This window comes from Blastococcus sp. SYSU D00868, assembly GCF_054050575.1.
Genome location: NZ_JBJGZO010000012.1, coordinates 92,206 through 108,727 on the forward strand (window position 1 = coordinate 92,206; position 16,522 = coordinate 108,727).

Below are 16,522 nucleotides of genomic sequence, written 5' to 3' on the forward strand. Positions count from 1 at the left end.
GTAGCCGACGACCCCCAGCGAGGAGCAGCCGTGAGCGAGATCCCCGAGGAGGCCGAGGACGAGGTACGCCCCGTCCCCGGCACGATCGACCAGGCACGGGCCGAGGCCGCCGTGCGCGAGCTGCTCATCGCGGTGGGGGAGGACCCGGACCGGCCCGGGCTGCAGGACACCCCCGGCCGCGTCGCCCGCGCCTACGCCGAGACCTTCGCCGGCCTCTGGCAGGACCCGGCCGAGGTCCTGGCCACGGTGTTCGACGAGGACCACGACGAGATGGTCCTGGTCAAGGACATCCCGATGTACTCGACGTGCGAGCACCACCTGGTCCCCTTCCACGGGGTCGCGCACGTCGGGTACATCCCGGGCGAGGACGGCCGGGTCACCGGGCTGTCCAAGCTCGCCCGGCTCGTGGACGTCTACGCCCGCCGCCCACAGGTGCAGGAGCGGATGACCCGGCAGATCGCCGACGCGCTCAACGACGTCCTCAAGCCCCGCGGCGTCATCGTGGTCATCGAGGCCGAGCACCTGTGCATGGGCATGCGGGGCATCCGCAAGCCCGGCTCGTCGACGGTGACCTCCGCGGTGCGCGGCATGTTCCGCGACAGCGCGGCGACCCGGGCCGAGGCGATGAGCCTCGTCCTCGGGAAGTGACCGCGGCCCTCCAGCTCCCGCAGCCCGGGCGCTGCGTGGTGATGGGCGTCCTGAACGTCACCCCCGACTCGTTCTCCGACGGCGGGTGCTTCGCGGACGCGCCGACGGCGATCGCGCACGGGCTGGCCATGCACGCGGCCGGCGCCGACTACGTCGACGTCGGCGGGGAGTCCACCCGGCCCGGCGCCGACCGGGTGGACGCCGACGAGGAGTGCCGGCGGGTCGTACCGGTGATCCGGGAGCTGGCGGACGCCGGCGTCCGGGTCAGCGTCGACACGACCCGCGCCGAGGTCGCCGAGGCGGCGCTGGCGGCCGGCGCGGCACTGGTCAACGACGTCAGCGGGGGGCTCGCCGACAAGAACATGGCCGAGCTCGTCGCCGAGGCCGGCGTGCCCTGGGTGCTCATGCACTGGCGCGGCCACAGCCGGGAGATGTACGCCGCGGCGCGCTACGGCGACGTCGTGACCGAGGTGTGCGCGGAGCTGACCGCGCGGGTGGAGGACGTCGTCGCCGCCGGCGTGGACCCCGCCCAGCTGGTCCTCGACCCCGGGCTGGGCTTCGCCAAGCGCGCCGAGCACAACTGGCGCGTGCTGGCCGGGCTGGACCGCGTCGTCGGCCTCGGGCTGCCCGTGCTGGTCGGCGCCTCCCGCAAGACCTTCCTGGGCCGCGAGCTCGCCGACGCCGACGGCACCGTGCGCCCTGCCGAGGGGCGCGACGCCGCCACCCTCGCCACCACCGTGCTGGCCGCCGAGGCCGGGGCCTGGGGCGTGCGGGTGCACGACGCCGCCGCCTCGGTGGACGCCGTCCGTACCGTCGCCGCCGTGCAGCGCGCCCGACAGGAGACCCGAGCCCGTGCCCAGTGACCACCCGCCCCACCGCCCCGACCGGATCACCGTCCGCGGCATCACCGCCCACGCGAACCACGGCGTCTACGACTGGGAGCGGGAGAAGGGGCAGACGTTCTCCGTCGACGTCGTCCTGGAGCTCGACACCGCCCCCGCCGCGGCCGGCGACGACCTGGAGAAGACCGTCAACTACGCCGAGCTGGCCCAGGGGCTGCACGGCATCCTCACCGGCGAGCCGGTGGACCTGCTGGAGACGCTGGCCCAGCGGATGGCCGACGCCTGCCTGGCGAACCCGCTGGTGGACGCCGTGGAGATCACCGTGCACAAGCCCGACGCCGAGCTGGGCGTGCCGTTCGACGACGTCACCGTGAGCATCCGGCGAGATCGCCGATGACCCGTGCGGTGCTGTCGCTGGGCGCCAACCTCGGGGACCGCGCCGCGACCCTGCGCGAGGCGCTGGGCGGCCTGGCCGCCGACGGCCTGGTGGCCGCCTCCCGGCTGTACGAGACCCCGCCGTGGGGCCCGGTCGAACAGCCGCCCTACCTGAACGCGATCGCGCTGGTCGACGGCCCCCGGGACGCAGCCGGCTGGCTGGCCCGCGCGCACGAGCTGGAGCAGGCGGCCGGCCGCACCCGCGAGGTCCGCTGGGGCGCCCGCACCCTCGACGTCGACGTCGTCACGGTCACCGCCGACGACGGCACGCCGGTGGTCTCCGCCGACCCGGTGCTCACGCTGCCGCACCCGCGGGCGCACGAGCGGGCGTTCGTGCTCGTGCCGTGGGCGTCGGTCGACCCCGCGGCCGTGCTGCCGGGGCACGGGCCGGTGGCCGACCTGCTCGCCGCGCTGCCGCGGGACGACGTCGCGGCGGTGGTGCCCTGGGACGGGCGGCCGTGACGCCGGTCCGGCGCCGCGACCTGCTCGTCGTCGCCGTCGGGCTGGCGCTGGCCGCCTGGCTGGTCGTCCGCTCCGCCTACGGCGACCTGCCGCCGCTGCGGTGGTGGCTGCCGGTGCCGCTGGCCCTGCTCGCCGTCGCCGAGGCGCTCGCTGCCCGCGCGCTCGGCACGCGGCTGGCGGCGCTGCGCGAGGCCCGGCGCACCGCCCGCGGTCAGCGGCCGGCCGCGAGCGCCGCCCCGGCCCGCCCCGGGCAGCTGCGGCCGATCGAGCCGATGCTCGTCGCCCGCGCCGCGGTGCTGGCCCAGGCCAGCGCGTACGTCGGCGCCGCCTTCGTCGGGGTGTGGGCCGGGGTGCTGCTGCACGTCGTCCCCGCGCTGGACCGGCTCGACGCCGCGGCCGACGACGCGGTGACCGGGGTGATCGGCGTGGTCGCCGCGGCCGCGCTCACCGGCGCGGCGCTGTGGCTGGAGCACGTCTGCCGGATCCCGCCGTCCGAGGGCGACGAGGAGGGCCCGGCCGGCCGCGTCCGCGCCTAACCGCCCTGGATCGACCGGCGGAGCGTGGCGTGCACCGCGCCGGCGGTCAGCATGCCGACGTAGCTGCCGCCGTCGACGACCGGCACCACCTCGGCGTCGGACCGCAGCAGCACCGACAGGCCCGTCTTGAGCGTGGCGGACACCGGCACCGGCTCCTCGAGCGGCTGCATCGCCGCCTCGACGGTCCCCACGCCGGCGGCGCGGGCCGCGGGCAGCCAGCCGCGGGGGCCGCCGGCGGCGTCCGTGACCACGGCCCCGGCGGCGCCGCCCAGCGCCGCGGCGGCCTCGGCCAGCGACGTCCCCGGCCGCAGGACCGGGGGCCGCACCAGGTCGCCGCGGTCGATCGCGGTCACCGCCAGGCGCTTGAGCCCCCGGTCGGCGCCGACGAAGTCGGCGACGTAGGCGCTGGCGGGGCGGCCGAGGAGCTCCGCCGGCGGGGCGAACTGGTCCACGTGCCCGCCGGCGCTCATGACGGCGATGCGGTCGCCGAGCCGGACCGCCTCCTCGATGTCGTGGGTGACGAACACGATCGTCTTGCGCACCGACTCCTGGAGCCGGAGGAACTCGTCCTGGAGGCGCTCGCGCACGATCGGGTCGACCGCGGAGAACGGCTCGTCCATGAGGAGCACGCCCGGGTCGGCCGCCAGCGCCCGGGCGACCCCGGCCCGCTGCCGCTGGCCGCCGGAGAGCTGGGCGGGGTAGCGGTCGCCGTGCACCGCCGGGTCCAGGCCCACGGTGGCCAGCAGCTCGTCCACCCGGGCCCGCGTGCGCCGCCGGTCCCAGCCGAGCAGCCGCGGGACCGTCGCGACGTTCGCGCGCACCGTCTGGTGCGGGAACAGGCCCACGTTCTGGATGACGTAGCCGATCCGGCGGCGCAGCCGGTCGGGGTCGACGCGGGTCACGTCCTCGCCGCCGAGCAGGATGCGGCCGGTGGTCGGCTCGATGACCCGGTTGATCATCTTCATCGTCGTCGTCTTGCCGCAGCCGGAGGGGCCCACCAGGACGGTGAGCTCGCCGGCGGCGAAGGTCAGGTCGAGCTCGGCCACGCCGACCGTGCCGTCGGCGTAGACCTTGCTGATCCCCTCCAGCCGGATCTCGGGGGCTTCGCCCGCGGCCTGCACCGGGAGGTGGGCAGCGGGACGGGCGGGTGCGGCAGTAGCGTCCACGGGGTGGCCCTCCTGTCGGTGCGCCCCCTGCTGGGCGCGGCGAGCGGCGACCTGCTCGCGGTGGACGAGGCGCCGAACCCCTGGTTCGACCCGTCCTACGTCACGGACAACTGGGACACCATCCTGGCGCACCTGCGCGAGCACGTCTGGTTGACCGTCGCCGCCGTGGCGCTCGGCGCGCTGATCGCGCTGCCGCTGGCCCTGCTGGCGCGCCGCAGCCGGTGGCTCTCCGGCCCCGTCCTCGGCCTCTCGACGGTGATCTACACGATCCCCTCGCTGGCCATGTTCGCCTTCATCCTCCCGGTCACCGGCCTGTCGGCCACGACGGTCCTGGTCGGGCTGACGGCGTACTCGCTGGTGATCCTGGTCCGCAACTTCCTGGCCGGGCTGCGCGGCGTCCCCGACGACGTGCGCGAGGCGGCCCGGGGCATGGGGCTGAGCCCCCGGCAGCTGTTCCTGAGGGTGGACCTGCCCCTGGCGCTGCCCGCGTTCATGGCCGGCCTGCGGATCGCGACGGTGTCGACCGTCGCGCTGGTCACGGTCGGCGTCCTCGTCGGCCACGGCGGCCTCGGGCAGCTGATCACCGGCGGGTTCGCCGCCAACGAGTACCGCGCCGAGATCGTCACCGGGGCGGTGGGCTGCGTGCTGCTCGCCCTGGTCGCCGACCTGCTGCTCGCCGGGGTCGAGCGGGTGCTCACGCCCTGGGCGCGGGCGGCCCGGTCGTGAACGAGCTCCAGCGGGCGTTCCAGTACCTCAACGACCCGTTCAACTGGACCCGCCGCGGCGGCATCCTCGACCTCTTGCAGGACCACCTGGTGGTCTCGGCCGTCGCGGTGCTCGGGGCCATGGCCGTCGCCCTCCCGCTGGGCGTCGTCCTCGGCCGGGCGCGCCGGGGATCGGGCGCCGTCGTCGTCCTCTCCAACGTCAGCCGGGCCATCCCGACGCTGGCCCTGCTGACCGTCTTCGCCGTCACGCCGATCGGCTTCGGCGACCGGGCGACGATGATCGCGCTGGCGGTCTTCGCGGTCCCGCCGATCCTCACCAACACCTTCGTCGGGTTCCGCGGCGTGGACGCCGACGTGCGGGAGGCCGCCCGCGCGATGGGGATGTCCGGCGGGCAGGTGCTGCGCCGGGTGGAGGCTCCGCTCGCCGCACCGCTGGTGCTGACCGGCATCCGGACGGCGGCCGTGCAGGTCGTGGCCACGGCGACGCTCGCCGCGCTGGTCGGCGGCTCGGGGCTGGGCCGGCTGATCAACCTCGGCTTCGGCCAGCGCGACTACGGCGTGATGTACGCGGGGGCGTTCCTCGTCGCGGCGCTCGCGCTGCTCACCGAGGCCGTGCTCGTCGCGATCTCATGGGCGATCACCCCCGGTCCGAAGCGGCTGCCGTTCCGGTCGGTGACCCGGGCGTCCGCCGTGCGTGGCGAGCCGGAGCCGACGGCGTCCGGCGTCCCGCTGTGACCCGCGCCGCTCGATAACAAGCACACAACACATCGGCCGTCGGTTTGGAGCCGCCCTCGGGAGAGGGGTTCCATGGCCGACGCGGGAGACCTCCCGCCAGACACGCGTGCGGCCCGGCGCCGCACGGGACACAGAAGGCGGGCGCTATGTCACGGCGTACCCGAGTGCTCACCCCTCTCGCGATCGCGGTGGCGCTGGCCACGGCGGCCTGCGGCGACTCCGGCTCCTCCGGGACCGGTGGCGGCGGCGAGGCCAGCGGCAGCGCGGCCAGCGGCGACGCCTGCGCGCCGATCGCCGGCGAGGGGCTCGTCGTCCTCGAGGACGACCTGGGCCTGCAGAACGCGGACAACGTCATCCCGGCGGTGACGACGGCGACGGCGACCGACAACCCCGCCATCATCCCGGCGCTCAACGCGGTCTCCGCGGCGCTGGACACCGACCAGCTCATCGAGCTCAACGCCGCGGTGGACCTCGAGCGGCGCAGCGCCGAGGAGGTCGCCGCCGAGTGGGTCGAGCAGAGCGGGGTGACCGACGGCCTCGAGCAGGGGAGCGGGACGGTCGTGGTCGGCGAGGCCGGCTTCACCGAGTCGACGATCCTGGCCAACATCTACGCCGACGTGCTCGACGCGGTCGGCTTCGACGCGAGCGTGCGGACCGTCGGCAACCGCGAGCTCTACCTGCCGGCCCTCATCTCGGGCGGGGACCTGCAGGTCTTCCCCGAGTACCTCGCCACCGTGGCCGACGCGCTCAACGCCCAGGTCAACGGGCCGGACGCGGACTCCGTGGCCAGCCAGGACGTGCAGGCCACCCGCGACGCGCTGCAGTCGCTGGCCGACCAGGTGGGGCTGACCTTCGGCGAGCCGTCCGAGGCGGCCGACCAGAACGCCTTCGCCGTGACCCAGGCGTTCGCCGACGAACTGGGCGTCGCGACGCTGTCGGAGCTGGCCGACGCCTGCGGCGACGGGTCGTTGGTGCTCGGCGGCCCAGCGGAGTGCCCGACCCGGCCCTTCTGCGGGCAGGGGCTGGAGGAGACCTACGGGCTCTCCTTCGCCGAGTTCGTCCCGCTCGACACCGCCGGCGGCCCGCTGACCAAGAGCGCGCTGGAGCAGGGGGAGATCTCCCTCGGTCTCGTGCTCAGTTCGGACGGGGCGCTCGCCCAGGACTGATCGCGGCGCGCCACGGGCCCCGGCGGAGATCCGCCGGGGCCCGTGACGTCTGTGTCACGAGGGACGTTCGGAGCGTGATGAGCGGCCGTCGCGCCGTTACGCTGGAGCCCATGCGCGGGGGACGGGACGAGCGAGTCAGCGCCCCGTCACTCGCCCCCGCCCCGCTGTGGCGGACCGTCGGCCTGGCGGTGGGCGCGATCCTCGCGGTCGCGGCCACGGTCGTCGTCTTCCTGACCGAGGACCCGCAGCTGCTCCGGGTGGCCGTCGTGGCCGGCGCCTGGGCGTTCGTGCTGGCCCTGCTCGCCACCGGCCGCCGCCGCGACGCGGCCGCCGACCCCGCCGACCCGGGCCGCGCGCACCGGCCGGAGCTGGAGCGCGAGGCGGCCGGCCACCGGCAGCACGAGCTCGAGACCGAGAGCCGGCTGCGGCGGGAGTCCGACGAGGCGGTGCGGGCCGAGCTCGCCGCCCTGCGCCGGGACGTCGCGGCCGTGGCCGCCCTGCGGCACGACCTCGCGGCGCTCGGCGCGCTGCGGCAGGAGGTGGCCGCGCTCGGCGCGCTCCGGGCCGACGTCGCCGCCCTGACCGGCCTGCGGTCCGACGTGGCCGCGCTCGGCGCGCTGCGCGCCGAGCTCACGGCGCTGAGCGGGCTGCGGCAGGACGTCGCCGCGCTGGGGGCGCTGCGCGAGGACGTCGCCGGGCCCGGCGGCCTGCGCGACGAGGTGGCCCGGCTCGCGGCCATGCGGGCGGAGCTCGGCCAGCTCGCCGACCTGCGCACCGATCTCGGCCGGCTGCGCACCGAGCTGACCGAGCAGCTGTCCAGCGAGATGTTCCTCGAGCGCGTCGTCATGCGCACCCAGTCCTCCCGCGGCCCGGTGCCGACGGTCGAGGGCCCGGGCACCCGCTCCTTCGAGGCGGTCGGCTGGTCGGCGGAGGAGCCGCCGCGGGAGCTGACCGGCGGGTGGCCCGCCGTCCGCCTGGACAGCCCGGTCCCGGCGGTCGAGGGGCCGGTCACCCGCACCTACGACGCCCTGGCCGGCAGCTGGGCGCAGCAGGCGGCGCCGCCCGCGCCCGCGCCCGCGCCGGAGCCTCCCGTCGTCGCGGCCGAGGCGGACCCCGCCCGCCGGCGCCGGCGCACCGACGACCCGGACACCGCCGAGCAGCTGACCGTCGAGCGGCCGCTGGCCGCCGCCTCCGGGACGGCCGCGGCGGCCCCCGCGGCGTCCGACCTCGAGGCGTGGCCGCGCCCGCCGGCGCCGCTGCCCCCCGAGCCGCTCACCGTCCAGGCACCGGCCGTGCCGACGCCCGGGGAGGCCCGGCTCGCGCAGATCCTCGCCGAGAACGCGGCCGGCGCCGCCCCGTCGAGCGGCCGGCGGCGGCACCGCTACCGCGACGACGACGAGGACGACGACGTCCTCGCCCGGGTGCTGCGCAAGCACTGAGGAAGGACCCCCGTGCCCCCCACCGCTCGCCAGCTCGCGGCGGGCCCCTGCAGGAGGGCCGTCAGGCGGGGCCGCGGGAGAGCGAGCCGCCGTCGAGCACGAGCGTCTGGCCGGTGACCCAGCCCGCGCCGTCGCCCAGCAGGTAGGCCGCGGCCTCCCCGACGTCCTCCGGCTCGCCGAGCCGGCCCACCGGGTAGGCCTGCGCGGCCTCGGCCTCGCGGCCCTCGTACAGCGCGCCGGCGAACCGCGTCTTCACCACCGCGGGCGCGACCGCGTTCACCCGCACCCGCGGGCCGAGCTCCACGGCCAGCTGGGTGACCAGGTTGACCAACGCCGCCTTGCTCACCCCGTAGCCGGCGATGCCGGGGGAGGCCTTGAGGCCGGCCACCGAGGCGACGACCAGCACGGAGCCGCCGTGCTCGGCCATCCACGCCCGCCACGCCTCCTGCACCAGGCCGAGGGTGCCGACCACGTTGGTGTCGAGGATCTTGCGGAAGGCGTCGAGGTCCAGGTCGACCATCGACCCGAACACCGGGTTGATGCCGACGTTGCCGACCAGCAGGTCCAGGCTGCCGAACGTCTCCACGGCGGTGCGCACCGCCTCGGCGCGGTGGGCCGCGTCGCCGGCGTTGCCCGCGACGCCCACCGCGACGTCGGGTCCGCCGAGCGCGGCCACCGCCTCGGTCAGCGCCTCGGGCCTGCGCGCGGTGACGACGACCTTCGCGCCCCGCCGGACCAGGCTCTGCGCGATCGCGAGCCCGATGCCGCGGCTCGCGCCGGTCACCAGTGCGGTGCGTCCCTCGAACTCGCCCACGTGCATCCTGCCTCTCCGTCGTCGGTGCGGCGCCACGGTAGGTGGGCCGCTCCGGCGGCCCACGGCCGGTGTCCGTGACGGACCCCACAGGGCCGCGGCGTTGCAGGACGCCGGGGGCGGTCACACACTCGCCATCGGCACGACACCCGCGTGACACAGCCGGTCGCAGCGGGGCCGCGCCACCCGCACCACCGCACGACCCGCACCGCCGCACCACCCCACCGGTCTCCAACGGGGGAGACCGACCGACGTCCGGTACCCGTTCGGGACTGGAACGAGGAGAAGCTCCATGCCTGCTGCCCGCAGGACCCCCCGCGCCGCCGGGCTGCCCGCGGCCGCCGACGCACCCGCCCGCCTCCGCGTGGGCGTCGTCGGCGCCGGCCGCGTCGGCGCCGTGCTGGGTGCGGCCCTCACCGCCGCCGGCCACGACGTGGTCGCCGCCGCCGGCCTGTCCACCGACTCCGCCGAGCGAGCCGCCCGGCTGCTGCCCGGCGTCCCGCTGCTGCCGGCCGACGAGGTCGTCGCCGCGGCCGACCTGGTCGTCCTCGCCGTCCCGGACGACACGCTGCCCGGCCTGGTCGCCGGGCTCGCCGAGACCGGCGTCTGGCGGGCCGGTCAGCTGACCTTCCACACCTCCGGCGCGCACGGCCTGGCGGTCCTCGAGCCCGCGGCCCGCGCCGGCGTGCTGCCGCTGGCGCTGCACCCCGCCATGACCTTCACCGGCGCCCCCGAGGACGCCGACCGGCTCACCGGCGCCCCGTTCGGGGTGACCAGCGCGCCGGAGTTCCGCGCCGTCGCCGAGACGCTCGTGCTGGAGATGGGCGGCGAGCCGTTCTTCGTCGCCGAGGACGACCGGCGGCTGTACCACGCCGCGCTGGTCACCGGCGCCAACCACCTGGTCACGCTGGTCGCCGAGGCGGCCGACCTGCTGCGCGCCGCCGGGGTGGGGGAGCCCGGCCGGGTGCTGGCCCCGCTGCTCACCGCGGCGCTGGACAACGGGCTGCGCCGCGGCGACCGCGGCCTGACCGGCCCGGTCAGCCGGGGCGACGTCGGGACCGTCCGCGACCACCTGCAGACGCTCGGCGAGCGGGCGCCACGGTCGGTCGACGCCTACGTCGCGATGGCGCAGCGGACGACGGAGCGCGCGCTGGCCGCCGGCCGGCTCAAGCGGCACGAGGGTGCCCCGCTGCTCGACCTGCTGGCCGACGCGCGCGACGGCGACCCGGCCGGCTCCCGGTGACCGTCGCCACGCCGATGTCCACCCGCCCCACCGCCCCCGGCCCACGCGTCGCGGAGACGGCGGCCGACCTCGCGCGGCTGCGCGCCGCCCTGCCCGGCCCGGTCGCCCTGGTGCCGACGATGGGCGCTCTGCACGAGGGGCACCGCACCCTGGTCCGCGCCGCCCGCGAGCGCGCCGGCAGCGTGGTCGTCTCCGTGTTCGTCAACCCGACGCAGTTCGGCCCCGGCGAGGACTTCGACCGCTACCCGCGCACCTGGGACGCCGACCTGGCCGCGCTGGCCGAGGAGGGCGCCGACGTCGTCTTCCACCCGCAGGTCGACGACGTCTACCCGCCCGGCTCGCTCGGCGTGACCGTGCAGCCGGGGCCGCTGGGCTCGGTGCTGGAGGGCGCGGTGCGGCCGGGCCACTTCGCCGGGGTGCTCACCGTCGTCGCCAAGCTGTTCGGCCTGGTCCGCCCCGACGTGGCGCTGTTCGGCGAGAAGGACTACCAGCAGCTCACCCTCATCCGGGCCATGGCCCGGGAGCTGGCGCTGGGCGTCGAGGTCGTCGGCGTGCCGACCGTCCGGGAGGACGACGGCATGGCGCTGTCCTCGCGCAACCGCTACCTGACCCCGGAACAGCGGGCCACCGCGGCCACGCTGAACCGGGCGCTGCGCGCCGGGGCGGACGCCGGCCCGCGCGGCGCCGACGCCGTCCTCTCCGCCGCCCGCGCGGTGCTCGCCGGCGCGCCGGAGCTCGTGCCCGACTACCTCGAGCTCACCGATCCCGACCTCGGCCCGGCACCCGCCGCCGGCCCTGCCCGCCTGCTGCTGGCCGCCCGCGCCGGCAGCACCCGACTCCTCGACAACGTCCCGGTCACCCTCGGAGGTCCCCGATGATGCGCACGATGCTCAAGTCCAAGATCCACCGGGCGACCGTGACCCAGGCCGACCTGCACTACGTCGGCTCGGTGACCATCGACGAGGACCTGCTCGACGCCGCCGACCTGCTGCCCGGCGAGCAGGTGGCGATCGTCGACATCACCAACGGCGCCCGCCTGGAGACCTACGTCATCCCGGGCGAGCGGGGCAGCGGCGTGATCGGCATCAACGGCGCCGCCGCGCACCTCGTGCACCCCGGCGACATGGTGATCATGATCAGCTACGGCGTCATGGACGAGACCGAGGCCAAGGCCTACATCCCCAAGGTCGTGCACGTCGACGGCGCCAACCGGATCGTCGAGCTCGGCGGCGACCCGTCGGCCCCCGTGCCCGGCGCGACCGACCAGAAGCGCAGCGACCTCGGCGTACCGGTCCGGTGACGCTGGCGGCCGCGAGCGTCACCGGCCTGCCGCTGCGGCTGGCCGCCCCGGAGCCGGGCTGGGGGCTCGCCGCCGACGTCTGCGTCGTCGGCTCCGGCATCGCCGGGCTCTGCGTCGCGCTGCACGCGCGGGCGGCGGGGCTGTCGGTCGCCGTCGTCACCAAGGTGCGCGTCGACGACGGCTCCACCCGCTGGGCGCAGGGCGGCATCGCCGCGGTGCTCGACCCCGCCGACAGCGCGCAGGCGCACGCCGCCGACACCGAGGTCGCCGGCGTCGGCCTGTGCGAGCCCGACGCCGTCCGGGCGCTGGTGACCGAGGGCCCCGAGCGGCTGGCCCAGCTCATCGCCTGGGGCGCTGCGTTCGACCGGGACGCCACCGGCCGGCTGCTGCTGACCCGCGAGGGCGGGCACTCCGCCGACCGGATCGTGCACGCCGGCGGCGACGCCACCGGCTGGGAGGTGGCGCGCGCGCTGCACGAGGCGGTCCGCGCCGACCCGGGGATCACCCTCGTCGAGCACGCGATGGTCCTGGACCTGCTGCGCGACGGCCAGGGCCGGGCCGCCGGGGTCAGCCTGCACGTGCTGGGCGAGGGCAGCGCCGACGGCGTCGGCGCCGTCCGCGCCCGCGCCGTCGTGCTGGCGACCGGGGGGATGGGGCAGGTCTACGCGGCCACCACGAACCCGGCGGTGTCCACCGGGGACGGCGTGGCGCTGGGCCTGCGCGCCGGCGCGGTCGCCACCGACCTGGAGTTCGTCCAGTTCCACCCGACCTCCCTCTACCTCGGCCCCGACGCGCGCGGCCAGCAGCCCCTGGTCAGCGAGGCGCTGCGCGGGGAGGGCGCGGTCCTGCGCGACGGGGCGGGGGAGCGGTTCATGGTCGGCGTCCACCCGCTGGCCGAGCTGGCGCCGCGCGACGTCGTCGCCAAGGCGATCACCCGGGTGCAGCTGCGCGACGGCGTGCGGCACGTCTGGCTCGACGCGCGGTCGATCCCCGACCTGCCGGCCCGGTTCCCGACCATCGTCGCCCGCTGCCGCGAGGCCGGCGTCGACCCGGTCACCGACCTGGTGCCGGTCACCCCGGCCGCGCACTACGCCTCCGGCGGCCTGGTCACCGACCTGGCCGGGCGCACCACGGTGCCCGGGCTGTACGCCTGCGGCGAGGTCGCCAGCACCGGCGTGCACGGCGCCAACCGGCTGGCCTCGAACTCGCTGCTGGAGGGGCTGGTCTTCGCCGCGCGCATCGGCGCCGAGCTGGCCCGCTCGCTGCCGCTGCCGGCCGCGCCCCTGGCCGGGGCGCCCGCGGTCGCGGGGCTGCTCGAGCCGGAGGGCCGGCGGCAGGTCACCGACACGATGTCACGCTCGGTCGCGGCCCTGCGCAGCGGTGCCGGCCTCGCCGACGCCCTCGCCGTCCTCGGCGGGCTGGCCGGCGGGCTCGCCGACGGCGCCGGCGCCCCGCCGGGCGTGGCCGGCTGGGAGGCGACCGACCTGCTCACGGTGGCCGCCGCGGTGACCGTCGCGGCCGCGGCCCGCGAGGAGACCCGCGGCTGCCACTGGCGCGAGGACCACCCGGGGACCTCCGACGACTGGCGGGTGCACCTCGACGTCCGGCTCGACGGCCGCGGCGAGCTGCACCTGACCCGCCGCCCGGTCGGGACGCCGGTGGTGGTCCCGTGGTGAGCCCCGCCGACCCGCGGTCGCTGGAGGGGACCGGGCTGGACGAGGCCTGGGTCGACGCCCTCGTCGAGCGCACCCTGGCCGAGGACCTCACCGGCGGCGCGGTGCTGCCCGGCGCCCCCGACCTGGCCGTCTCCTACGACGTCACCAGCGCCGCGACCGTGCCGCCGGCCCAGCTGGGCACCGCGGACCTGGTCGCCCGCGCCGACGGCGTCGTCGCCGGGCTGCCGGTGGCCGCCCGCGTCTTCACCCGGCTGGCGCCCGGCGCGACCCTCACCGCGGGCGCCGGCGACGGGGACCGGGTCCGCCGCGGCGACGTCCTGCTCACCGTGCGCGGCCCGGTGCGCGCCCTGCTGGCCGCCGAGCGCAGCGCGCTGAACATCGCCAGCCGCGCGAGCGGCATCGCCACCGCCACCCGCGCCTGGGCCGACGCGGTCGCCGGCACCGGCGCCACCGTGCTCGACACCCGGAAGACCACGCCGGGCCTGCGGCCGCTGGAGAAGTACGCCGTCCGCTGCGGCGGCGGTTCCAACAAGCGCATGGGCCTCTACGACGTCGCCATGGTGAAGGACAACCACGTGGCCGCCGCCGGGTCGGTGGCCGCCGCGGTCGCCGCGGTGCGCGAGCGGGCCCCGCGGGTGCCGGTGCAGGTCGAGGCGGACACCCCGGCGCAGGCGGTGGAGGCCGTCGAGGCCGGGGCGCAGTTCCTGCTGCTGGACAACATGACCCCGGCGCAGCTCCGCGAGGTCGTCGCCGCCGTGGGCGACCGCGCGGAGCTGGAGGCCACCGGCGGGCTCACCCTCGCGGTGGCGCGCGAGGTCGCCGAGACCGGCGTGGACTACCTGTCGGTGGGGGCGCTGACGCACTCCTCGCCGATCCTCGACCTGGCCCTGGACCTGCGGGAGGGCTGACCGTTGCTGCTCACCGTGGACGTCGGCAACAGCCACACCGTGCTGGCCGTGTTCGACGGCGACCGGTGCGTCCGCGGCTGGCGGGTCACCACGCAGGCGCGGGCGACCGCCGACGAGATCCGGATGCTGTGGCGCGGGCTGCTGCGCGACATCGAGGTCACCGGGGTGTCGGCCTGCTCCGCCGTCCCGGCGCTGCTGCCGGCGCTGCGCCAGCTGCTGGACTCCCTCGACGTGCCCGTCGTCCTCATCGGCCCCGGGGTGCGCACCGGCGTCCCGCTGCACGTGGACAACCCGCGGGAGGTCGGCGCGGACCGGGTGGTGACGGCGCTCGCCGCCCACGAGCTGTACGGCCGCGACGGCGCGGGCCGCGGGCGGCCGGTCGTCGTCGTCGACTTCGGCACCTCGACCAACGTCGACGCCGTCGGCCCCGACGGGCAGTTCCTCGGCGGGGCGCTGGCCCCCGGCCTGGAGGTGAGCCTCGACGCGCTGGCCAGCCGGGCGGCGCAGCTGCGCTCGGTGGAGCTCACCGTGCCGCACCACGCGATCGGCAAGAACACGGTCGCGGCGCTGCAGTCGGGGCTGGTGCTCGGCTTCGCCGGCCTCGTCGACGGACTGGTGTCCCGGATCTCGGCGGAGCTCGTCGAGCAGTTCGGCGCCGCGCCGGTCGTCGTCGCCACGGGGGGGCTGGCGCCGCTGGTCGTCGACAGCTGCCGCACCGTCTCCGAGCGCGAGCCCGACCTCACCGTGCACGGGTTGCGGCTGGCGTTCGAGCGTCACCAGGCCGGACACCGTTCCCCGGCCGGGCGCCGTCCGGCCTCCCCGTAGGCTCGCACCCCGTGACGGACGAACCGCCGGGGACCCTCGAGGACGAACTGCCGGAGCAGATGCGGGTCCGTCGGGCCAAGCTCGACCGCCTGCGCGAGGCCGGCACCGACCCGTACCCGGTGGACGTCGACCGGACCACCACGCTGGCCGCCGTGCGCGCCGGGCACCCGGACCTGCCGCCGGACACGATGACCGGCGAGACCGTCGGGGTCGCCGGCCGGGTGATCTTCTCGCGGAACACCGGCAAGCTCTGCTTCGCGACGCTGCGCGAGGGCGACGCCGAGCTGCAGGTCATGCTCTCCCGCGACCGGGTGGGCGAGGAGGCGCTCGCGGCCTGGAAGGCCGACGTGGACCTCGGCGACCACGTCCTGGTCACCGGCGAGGTGGGGACGTCGCGGCGCGGGGAGCTGTCGGTGTTCGCCGACTCCTGGCGGCTGACCGCCAAGGCGCTGCGGCCGCTGCCCGTGGCGCACAAGCCGATGAGCGAGGAGCTGCGGGTCCGCCGCCGCTACGTCGACCTCATCGTGCGCGACGAGGCCCGCCGCACGGTCCGGCAGCGGGCGGCGGTCAACGCGGCCCTGCGCGCCGGTCTCACCGGGCGCGGTTTCCTCGAGGTCGAGACGCCGATGCTGCAGACCATCCACGGCGGCGCGGCGGCGCGGCCGTTCCGCACGCACATGAACGCGTTCGACCTCGACCTCTATCTGCGGATCGCGCCCGAGTTGTTCCTCAAGCGGTGCATCGTCGGCGGCCTGGACCGCGTGTTCGAGATCAACCGGAACTTCCGCAACGAGGGCGCCGACAGCTCCCACTCGCCGGAGTTCGCGATGCTCGAGTTCTACGCGGCCTACACCGATTACTCCGACGTGGCGGTCATCACGCGGGAACTCGTCCAGGAGTGCTGCGCCGCCCTGTTCGGCGACCACGTCGCCCGCCACCACGACGGCACCGAGGTCGACCTGTCCGGCGAGTGGCCGCAGGTGCGCCTCTACGACGTCGTCTCCGAGGCGGTCGGCGAGCAGGTCACCCCCGAGACGCCGGTCGAGCACCTGCGCGCCCTGGCCGAGCGGCACGACGTCGGGGTCGACCCGGCGTGGCTGCCGGGCAAGGTCGTCGAGGAGCTGTTCGAGGCGCTGGTCCAGCACGACCTGCAGGCGCCCACCTTCGTCATGGACTACCCGGTCGACACCTCGCCGCTGACCCGGGCGCACCGCACCACGCCGGGCCTGGCCGAGAAGTGGGACCTGTACATCGGCGGCATCGAGCGCGGCACCGGCTACTCCGAGCTGGTCGACCCCGTCGTCCAGCGGGAGCGCTTCACCCAGCAGGCGCTGCTGGCCGCGGCCGGCGATCCCGAGGCGATGGTGCTCGACGAGGACTTCCTCGAGGCGCTCGAGTACGGCATGCCCCCGACCGGTGGCGTCGGCATGGGCATGGACCGGCTGATGATGACCCTGACCGGCCTGGGCATCCGCGAGACCATCCTCTTCCCGTTGGTGCGGCCGCTCACTTCCTGAGCCAATTCCGGCACCGCCGTATCCGGATCTCACCCATTCCGCCGAAATCTCGGTGGAATGAGCGCCGAATGGTCGGGAGTTGTGGTGT

The 16,522-nt window shown here is 76.5% G+C and carries 18 protein-coding genes; 16 read left to right on the top strand and 2 right to left on the bottom strand.

Annotated elements, in window-relative coordinates; translation table 11 throughout:
• Window positions 1-30: 30 nt before the first annotated feature.
• From folE to ACI79F_RS12740, 5 genes are read left to right on the top strand one after another with little or no spacing between them, the layout of a single operon-like run.
• A complete protein-coding gene (folE, locus tag ACI79F_RS12720) occupies window positions 31-648 on the top strand; it encodes a GTP cyclohydrolase I FolE (RefSeq protein WP_456543110.1) in 618 nt (205 codons plus the stop codon).
• Window positions 645-1,511, top strand: coding sequence for a dihydropteroate synthase (gene folP / locus ACI79F_RS12725; protein WP_456543109.1), 867 nt, complete (start codon window positions 645-647; stop codon window positions 1,509-1,511). The genes folE and folP overlap by 4 nt, the downstream gene beginning before the upstream one ends.
• Window positions 1,501-1,887 (top strand): dihydroneopterin aldolase, encoded by a 387-nt coding sequence (folB, locus tag ACI79F_RS12730; RefSeq protein WP_456543108.1) that lies wholly within the window; start codon window positions 1,501-1,503, stop codon window positions 1,885-1,887. Before folP ends, folB begins: the two co-directional genes overlap by 11 nt.
• A complete protein-coding gene (gene folK / locus ACI79F_RS12735; protein ID WP_456543107.1) occupies window positions 1,884-2,387 on the top strand; it encodes a 2-amino-4-hydroxy-6-hydroxymethyldihydropteridine diphosphokinase in 504 nt (167 codons plus the stop codon). The genes folB and folK overlap by 4 nt, the downstream gene beginning before the upstream one ends.
• Window positions 2,384-2,923 carry a DUF3180 domain-containing protein gene (locus tag ACI79F_RS12740; RefSeq protein ID WP_456543106.1) on the top strand — a complete coding sequence of 180 codons (540 nt, stop codon included), beginning with the start codon at window positions 2,384-2,386 and terminating at the stop codon, window positions 2,921-2,923. Before folK ends, ACI79F_RS12740 begins: the two co-directional genes overlap by 4 nt.
• On the opposite strand, the gene ACI79F_RS12745 is transcribed toward ACI79F_RS12740, so the two are convergent.
• The gene (locus tag ACI79F_RS12745; RefSeq protein ID WP_456543105.1) at window positions 2,920-4,089 is read right to left on the bottom strand and encodes an ABC transporter ATP-binding protein; all 1,170 of its coding nucleotides are present in this window, start codon (window positions 4,087-4,089) and stop codon (window positions 2,920-2,922) included. The two genes, ACI79F_RS12740 and ACI79F_RS12745, sit on opposite strands and share 4 nt — an antisense overlap.
• 3 nt (window positions 4,090-4,092) lie before the next feature.
• Here ACI79F_RS12745 and ACI79F_RS12750 point away from each other — a divergent pair, with 3 nt between their 5' ends.
• From ACI79F_RS12750 to ACI79F_RS12765, 4 genes are all read left to right on the top strand, one after another.
• On the top strand, window positions 4,093-4,815 hold the full coding sequence (locus tag ACI79F_RS12750) for an ABC transporter permease (RefSeq protein WP_456543104.1): 723 nt from the start codon (window positions 4,093-4,095) through the stop codon (window positions 4,813-4,815).
• On the top strand, window positions 4,812-5,549 hold the full coding sequence (locus ACI79F_RS12755) for an ABC transporter permease (RefSeq protein WP_456543103.1): 738 nt from the start codon (window positions 4,812-4,814) through the stop codon (window positions 5,547-5,549). The genes ACI79F_RS12750 and ACI79F_RS12755 overlap by 4 nt, the downstream gene beginning before the upstream one ends.
• 164 nt (window positions 5,550-5,713) lie before the next feature.
• Complete coding sequence (locus ACI79F_RS12760; protein ID WP_456543102.1) at window positions 5,714-6,715, top strand: glycine betaine ABC transporter substrate-binding protein; 1,002 nt, start codon at window positions 5,714-5,716, stop codon at window positions 6,713-6,715.
• A 110-nt stretch (window positions 6,716-6,825) separates the two neighbouring features.
• Window positions 6,826-8,154, top strand: coding sequence for a DUF6779 domain-containing protein (locus ACI79F_RS12765; protein ID WP_456543101.1), 1,329 nt, complete (start codon window positions 6,826-6,828; stop codon window positions 8,152-8,154).
• 61 nt (window positions 8,155-8,215) lie between these two features.
• Here ACI79F_RS12765 and ACI79F_RS12770 read toward each other — a convergent pair whose 3' ends face one another.
• Window positions 8,216-8,968, bottom strand: a complete 753-nt coding sequence (locus tag ACI79F_RS12770) for an SDR family oxidoreductase (protein ID WP_456543100.1) — start codon at window positions 8,966-8,968, stop codon at window positions 8,216-8,218.
• Window positions 8,969-9,257: 289 nt separating this feature from the next.
• Between ACI79F_RS12770 and ACI79F_RS12775 the strand changes: the two genes are divergently transcribed.
• From ACI79F_RS12775 to lysS, 7 genes are read left to right on the top strand one after another with little or no spacing between them, the layout of a single operon-like run.
• On the top strand, window positions 9,258-10,208 hold the full coding sequence (locus tag ACI79F_RS12775) for a Rossmann-like and DUF2520 domain-containing protein (protein ID WP_456543099.1): 951 nt from the start codon (window positions 9,258-9,260) through the stop codon (window positions 10,206-10,208).
• A 14-nt stretch (window positions 10,209-10,222) separates the two neighbouring features.
• On the top strand, window positions 10,223-11,086 hold the full coding sequence (gene panC / locus ACI79F_RS12780) for a pantoate--beta-alanine ligase (RefSeq protein ID WP_456543098.1): 864 nt from the start codon (window positions 10,223-10,225) through the stop codon (window positions 11,084-11,086).
• The gene (gene panD, locus ACI79F_RS12785) at window positions 11,083-11,508 is read left to right on the top strand and encodes an aspartate 1-decarboxylase (RefSeq protein WP_456578909.1); all 426 of its coding nucleotides are present in this window, start codon (window positions 11,083-11,085) and stop codon (window positions 11,506-11,508) included. The genes panC and panD overlap by 4 nt, the downstream gene beginning before the upstream one ends.
• Window positions 11,505-13,184, top strand: coding sequence for an L-aspartate oxidase (locus tag ACI79F_RS12790; RefSeq protein ID WP_456578910.1), 1,680 nt, complete (start codon window positions 11,505-11,507; stop codon window positions 13,182-13,184). Before panD ends, ACI79F_RS12790 begins: the two co-directional genes overlap by 4 nt.
• Window positions 13,178-14,092, top strand: coding sequence for a carboxylating nicotinate-nucleotide diphosphorylase (gene nadC, locus ACI79F_RS12795; protein WP_456543095.1), 915 nt, complete (start codon window positions 13,178-13,180; stop codon window positions 14,090-14,092). The genes ACI79F_RS12790 and nadC overlap by 7 nt, the downstream gene beginning before the upstream one ends.
• 3 nt (window positions 14,093-14,095) lie before the next feature.
• Window positions 14,096-14,917 (top strand): type III pantothenate kinase, encoded by an 822-nt coding sequence (locus tag ACI79F_RS12800; protein ID WP_456543094.1) that lies wholly within the window; start codon window positions 14,096-14,098, stop codon window positions 14,915-14,917.
• An 11-nt stretch (window positions 14,918-14,928) separates the two neighbouring features.
• On the top strand, window positions 14,929-16,434 hold the full coding sequence (lysS, locus tag ACI79F_RS12805; RefSeq protein ID WP_456543093.1) for a lysine--tRNA ligase: 1,506 nt from the start codon (window positions 14,929-14,931) through the stop codon (window positions 16,432-16,434).
• The last annotated feature ends 88 nt before the right edge of the window (window positions 16,435-16,522 follow it).

Coding starts and splice junctions, on each gene's coding strand:
- panD (WP_456578909.1), top strand. CDS start 11,083: ATGATGCGCACGATGCTCAAGTCCAAGATCCACCGGGCGACCGTGACC.
- panC (WP_456543098.1), top strand. CDS start 10,223: ATGTCCACCCGCCCCACCGCCCCCGGCCCACGCGTCGCGGAGACGGCG.
- ACI79F_RS12765 (WP_456543101.1), top strand. CDS start 6,826: ATGCGCGGGGGACGGGACGAGCGAGTCAGCGCCCCGTCACTCGCCCCC.
- ACI79F_RS12775 (WP_456543099.1), top strand. CDS start 9,258: ATGCCTGCTGCCCGCAGGACCCCCCGCGCCGCCGGGCTGCCCGCGGCC.
- folK (WP_456543107.1), top strand. CDS start 1,884: ATGACCCGTGCGGTGCTGTCGCTGGGCGCCAACCTCGGGGACCGCGCC.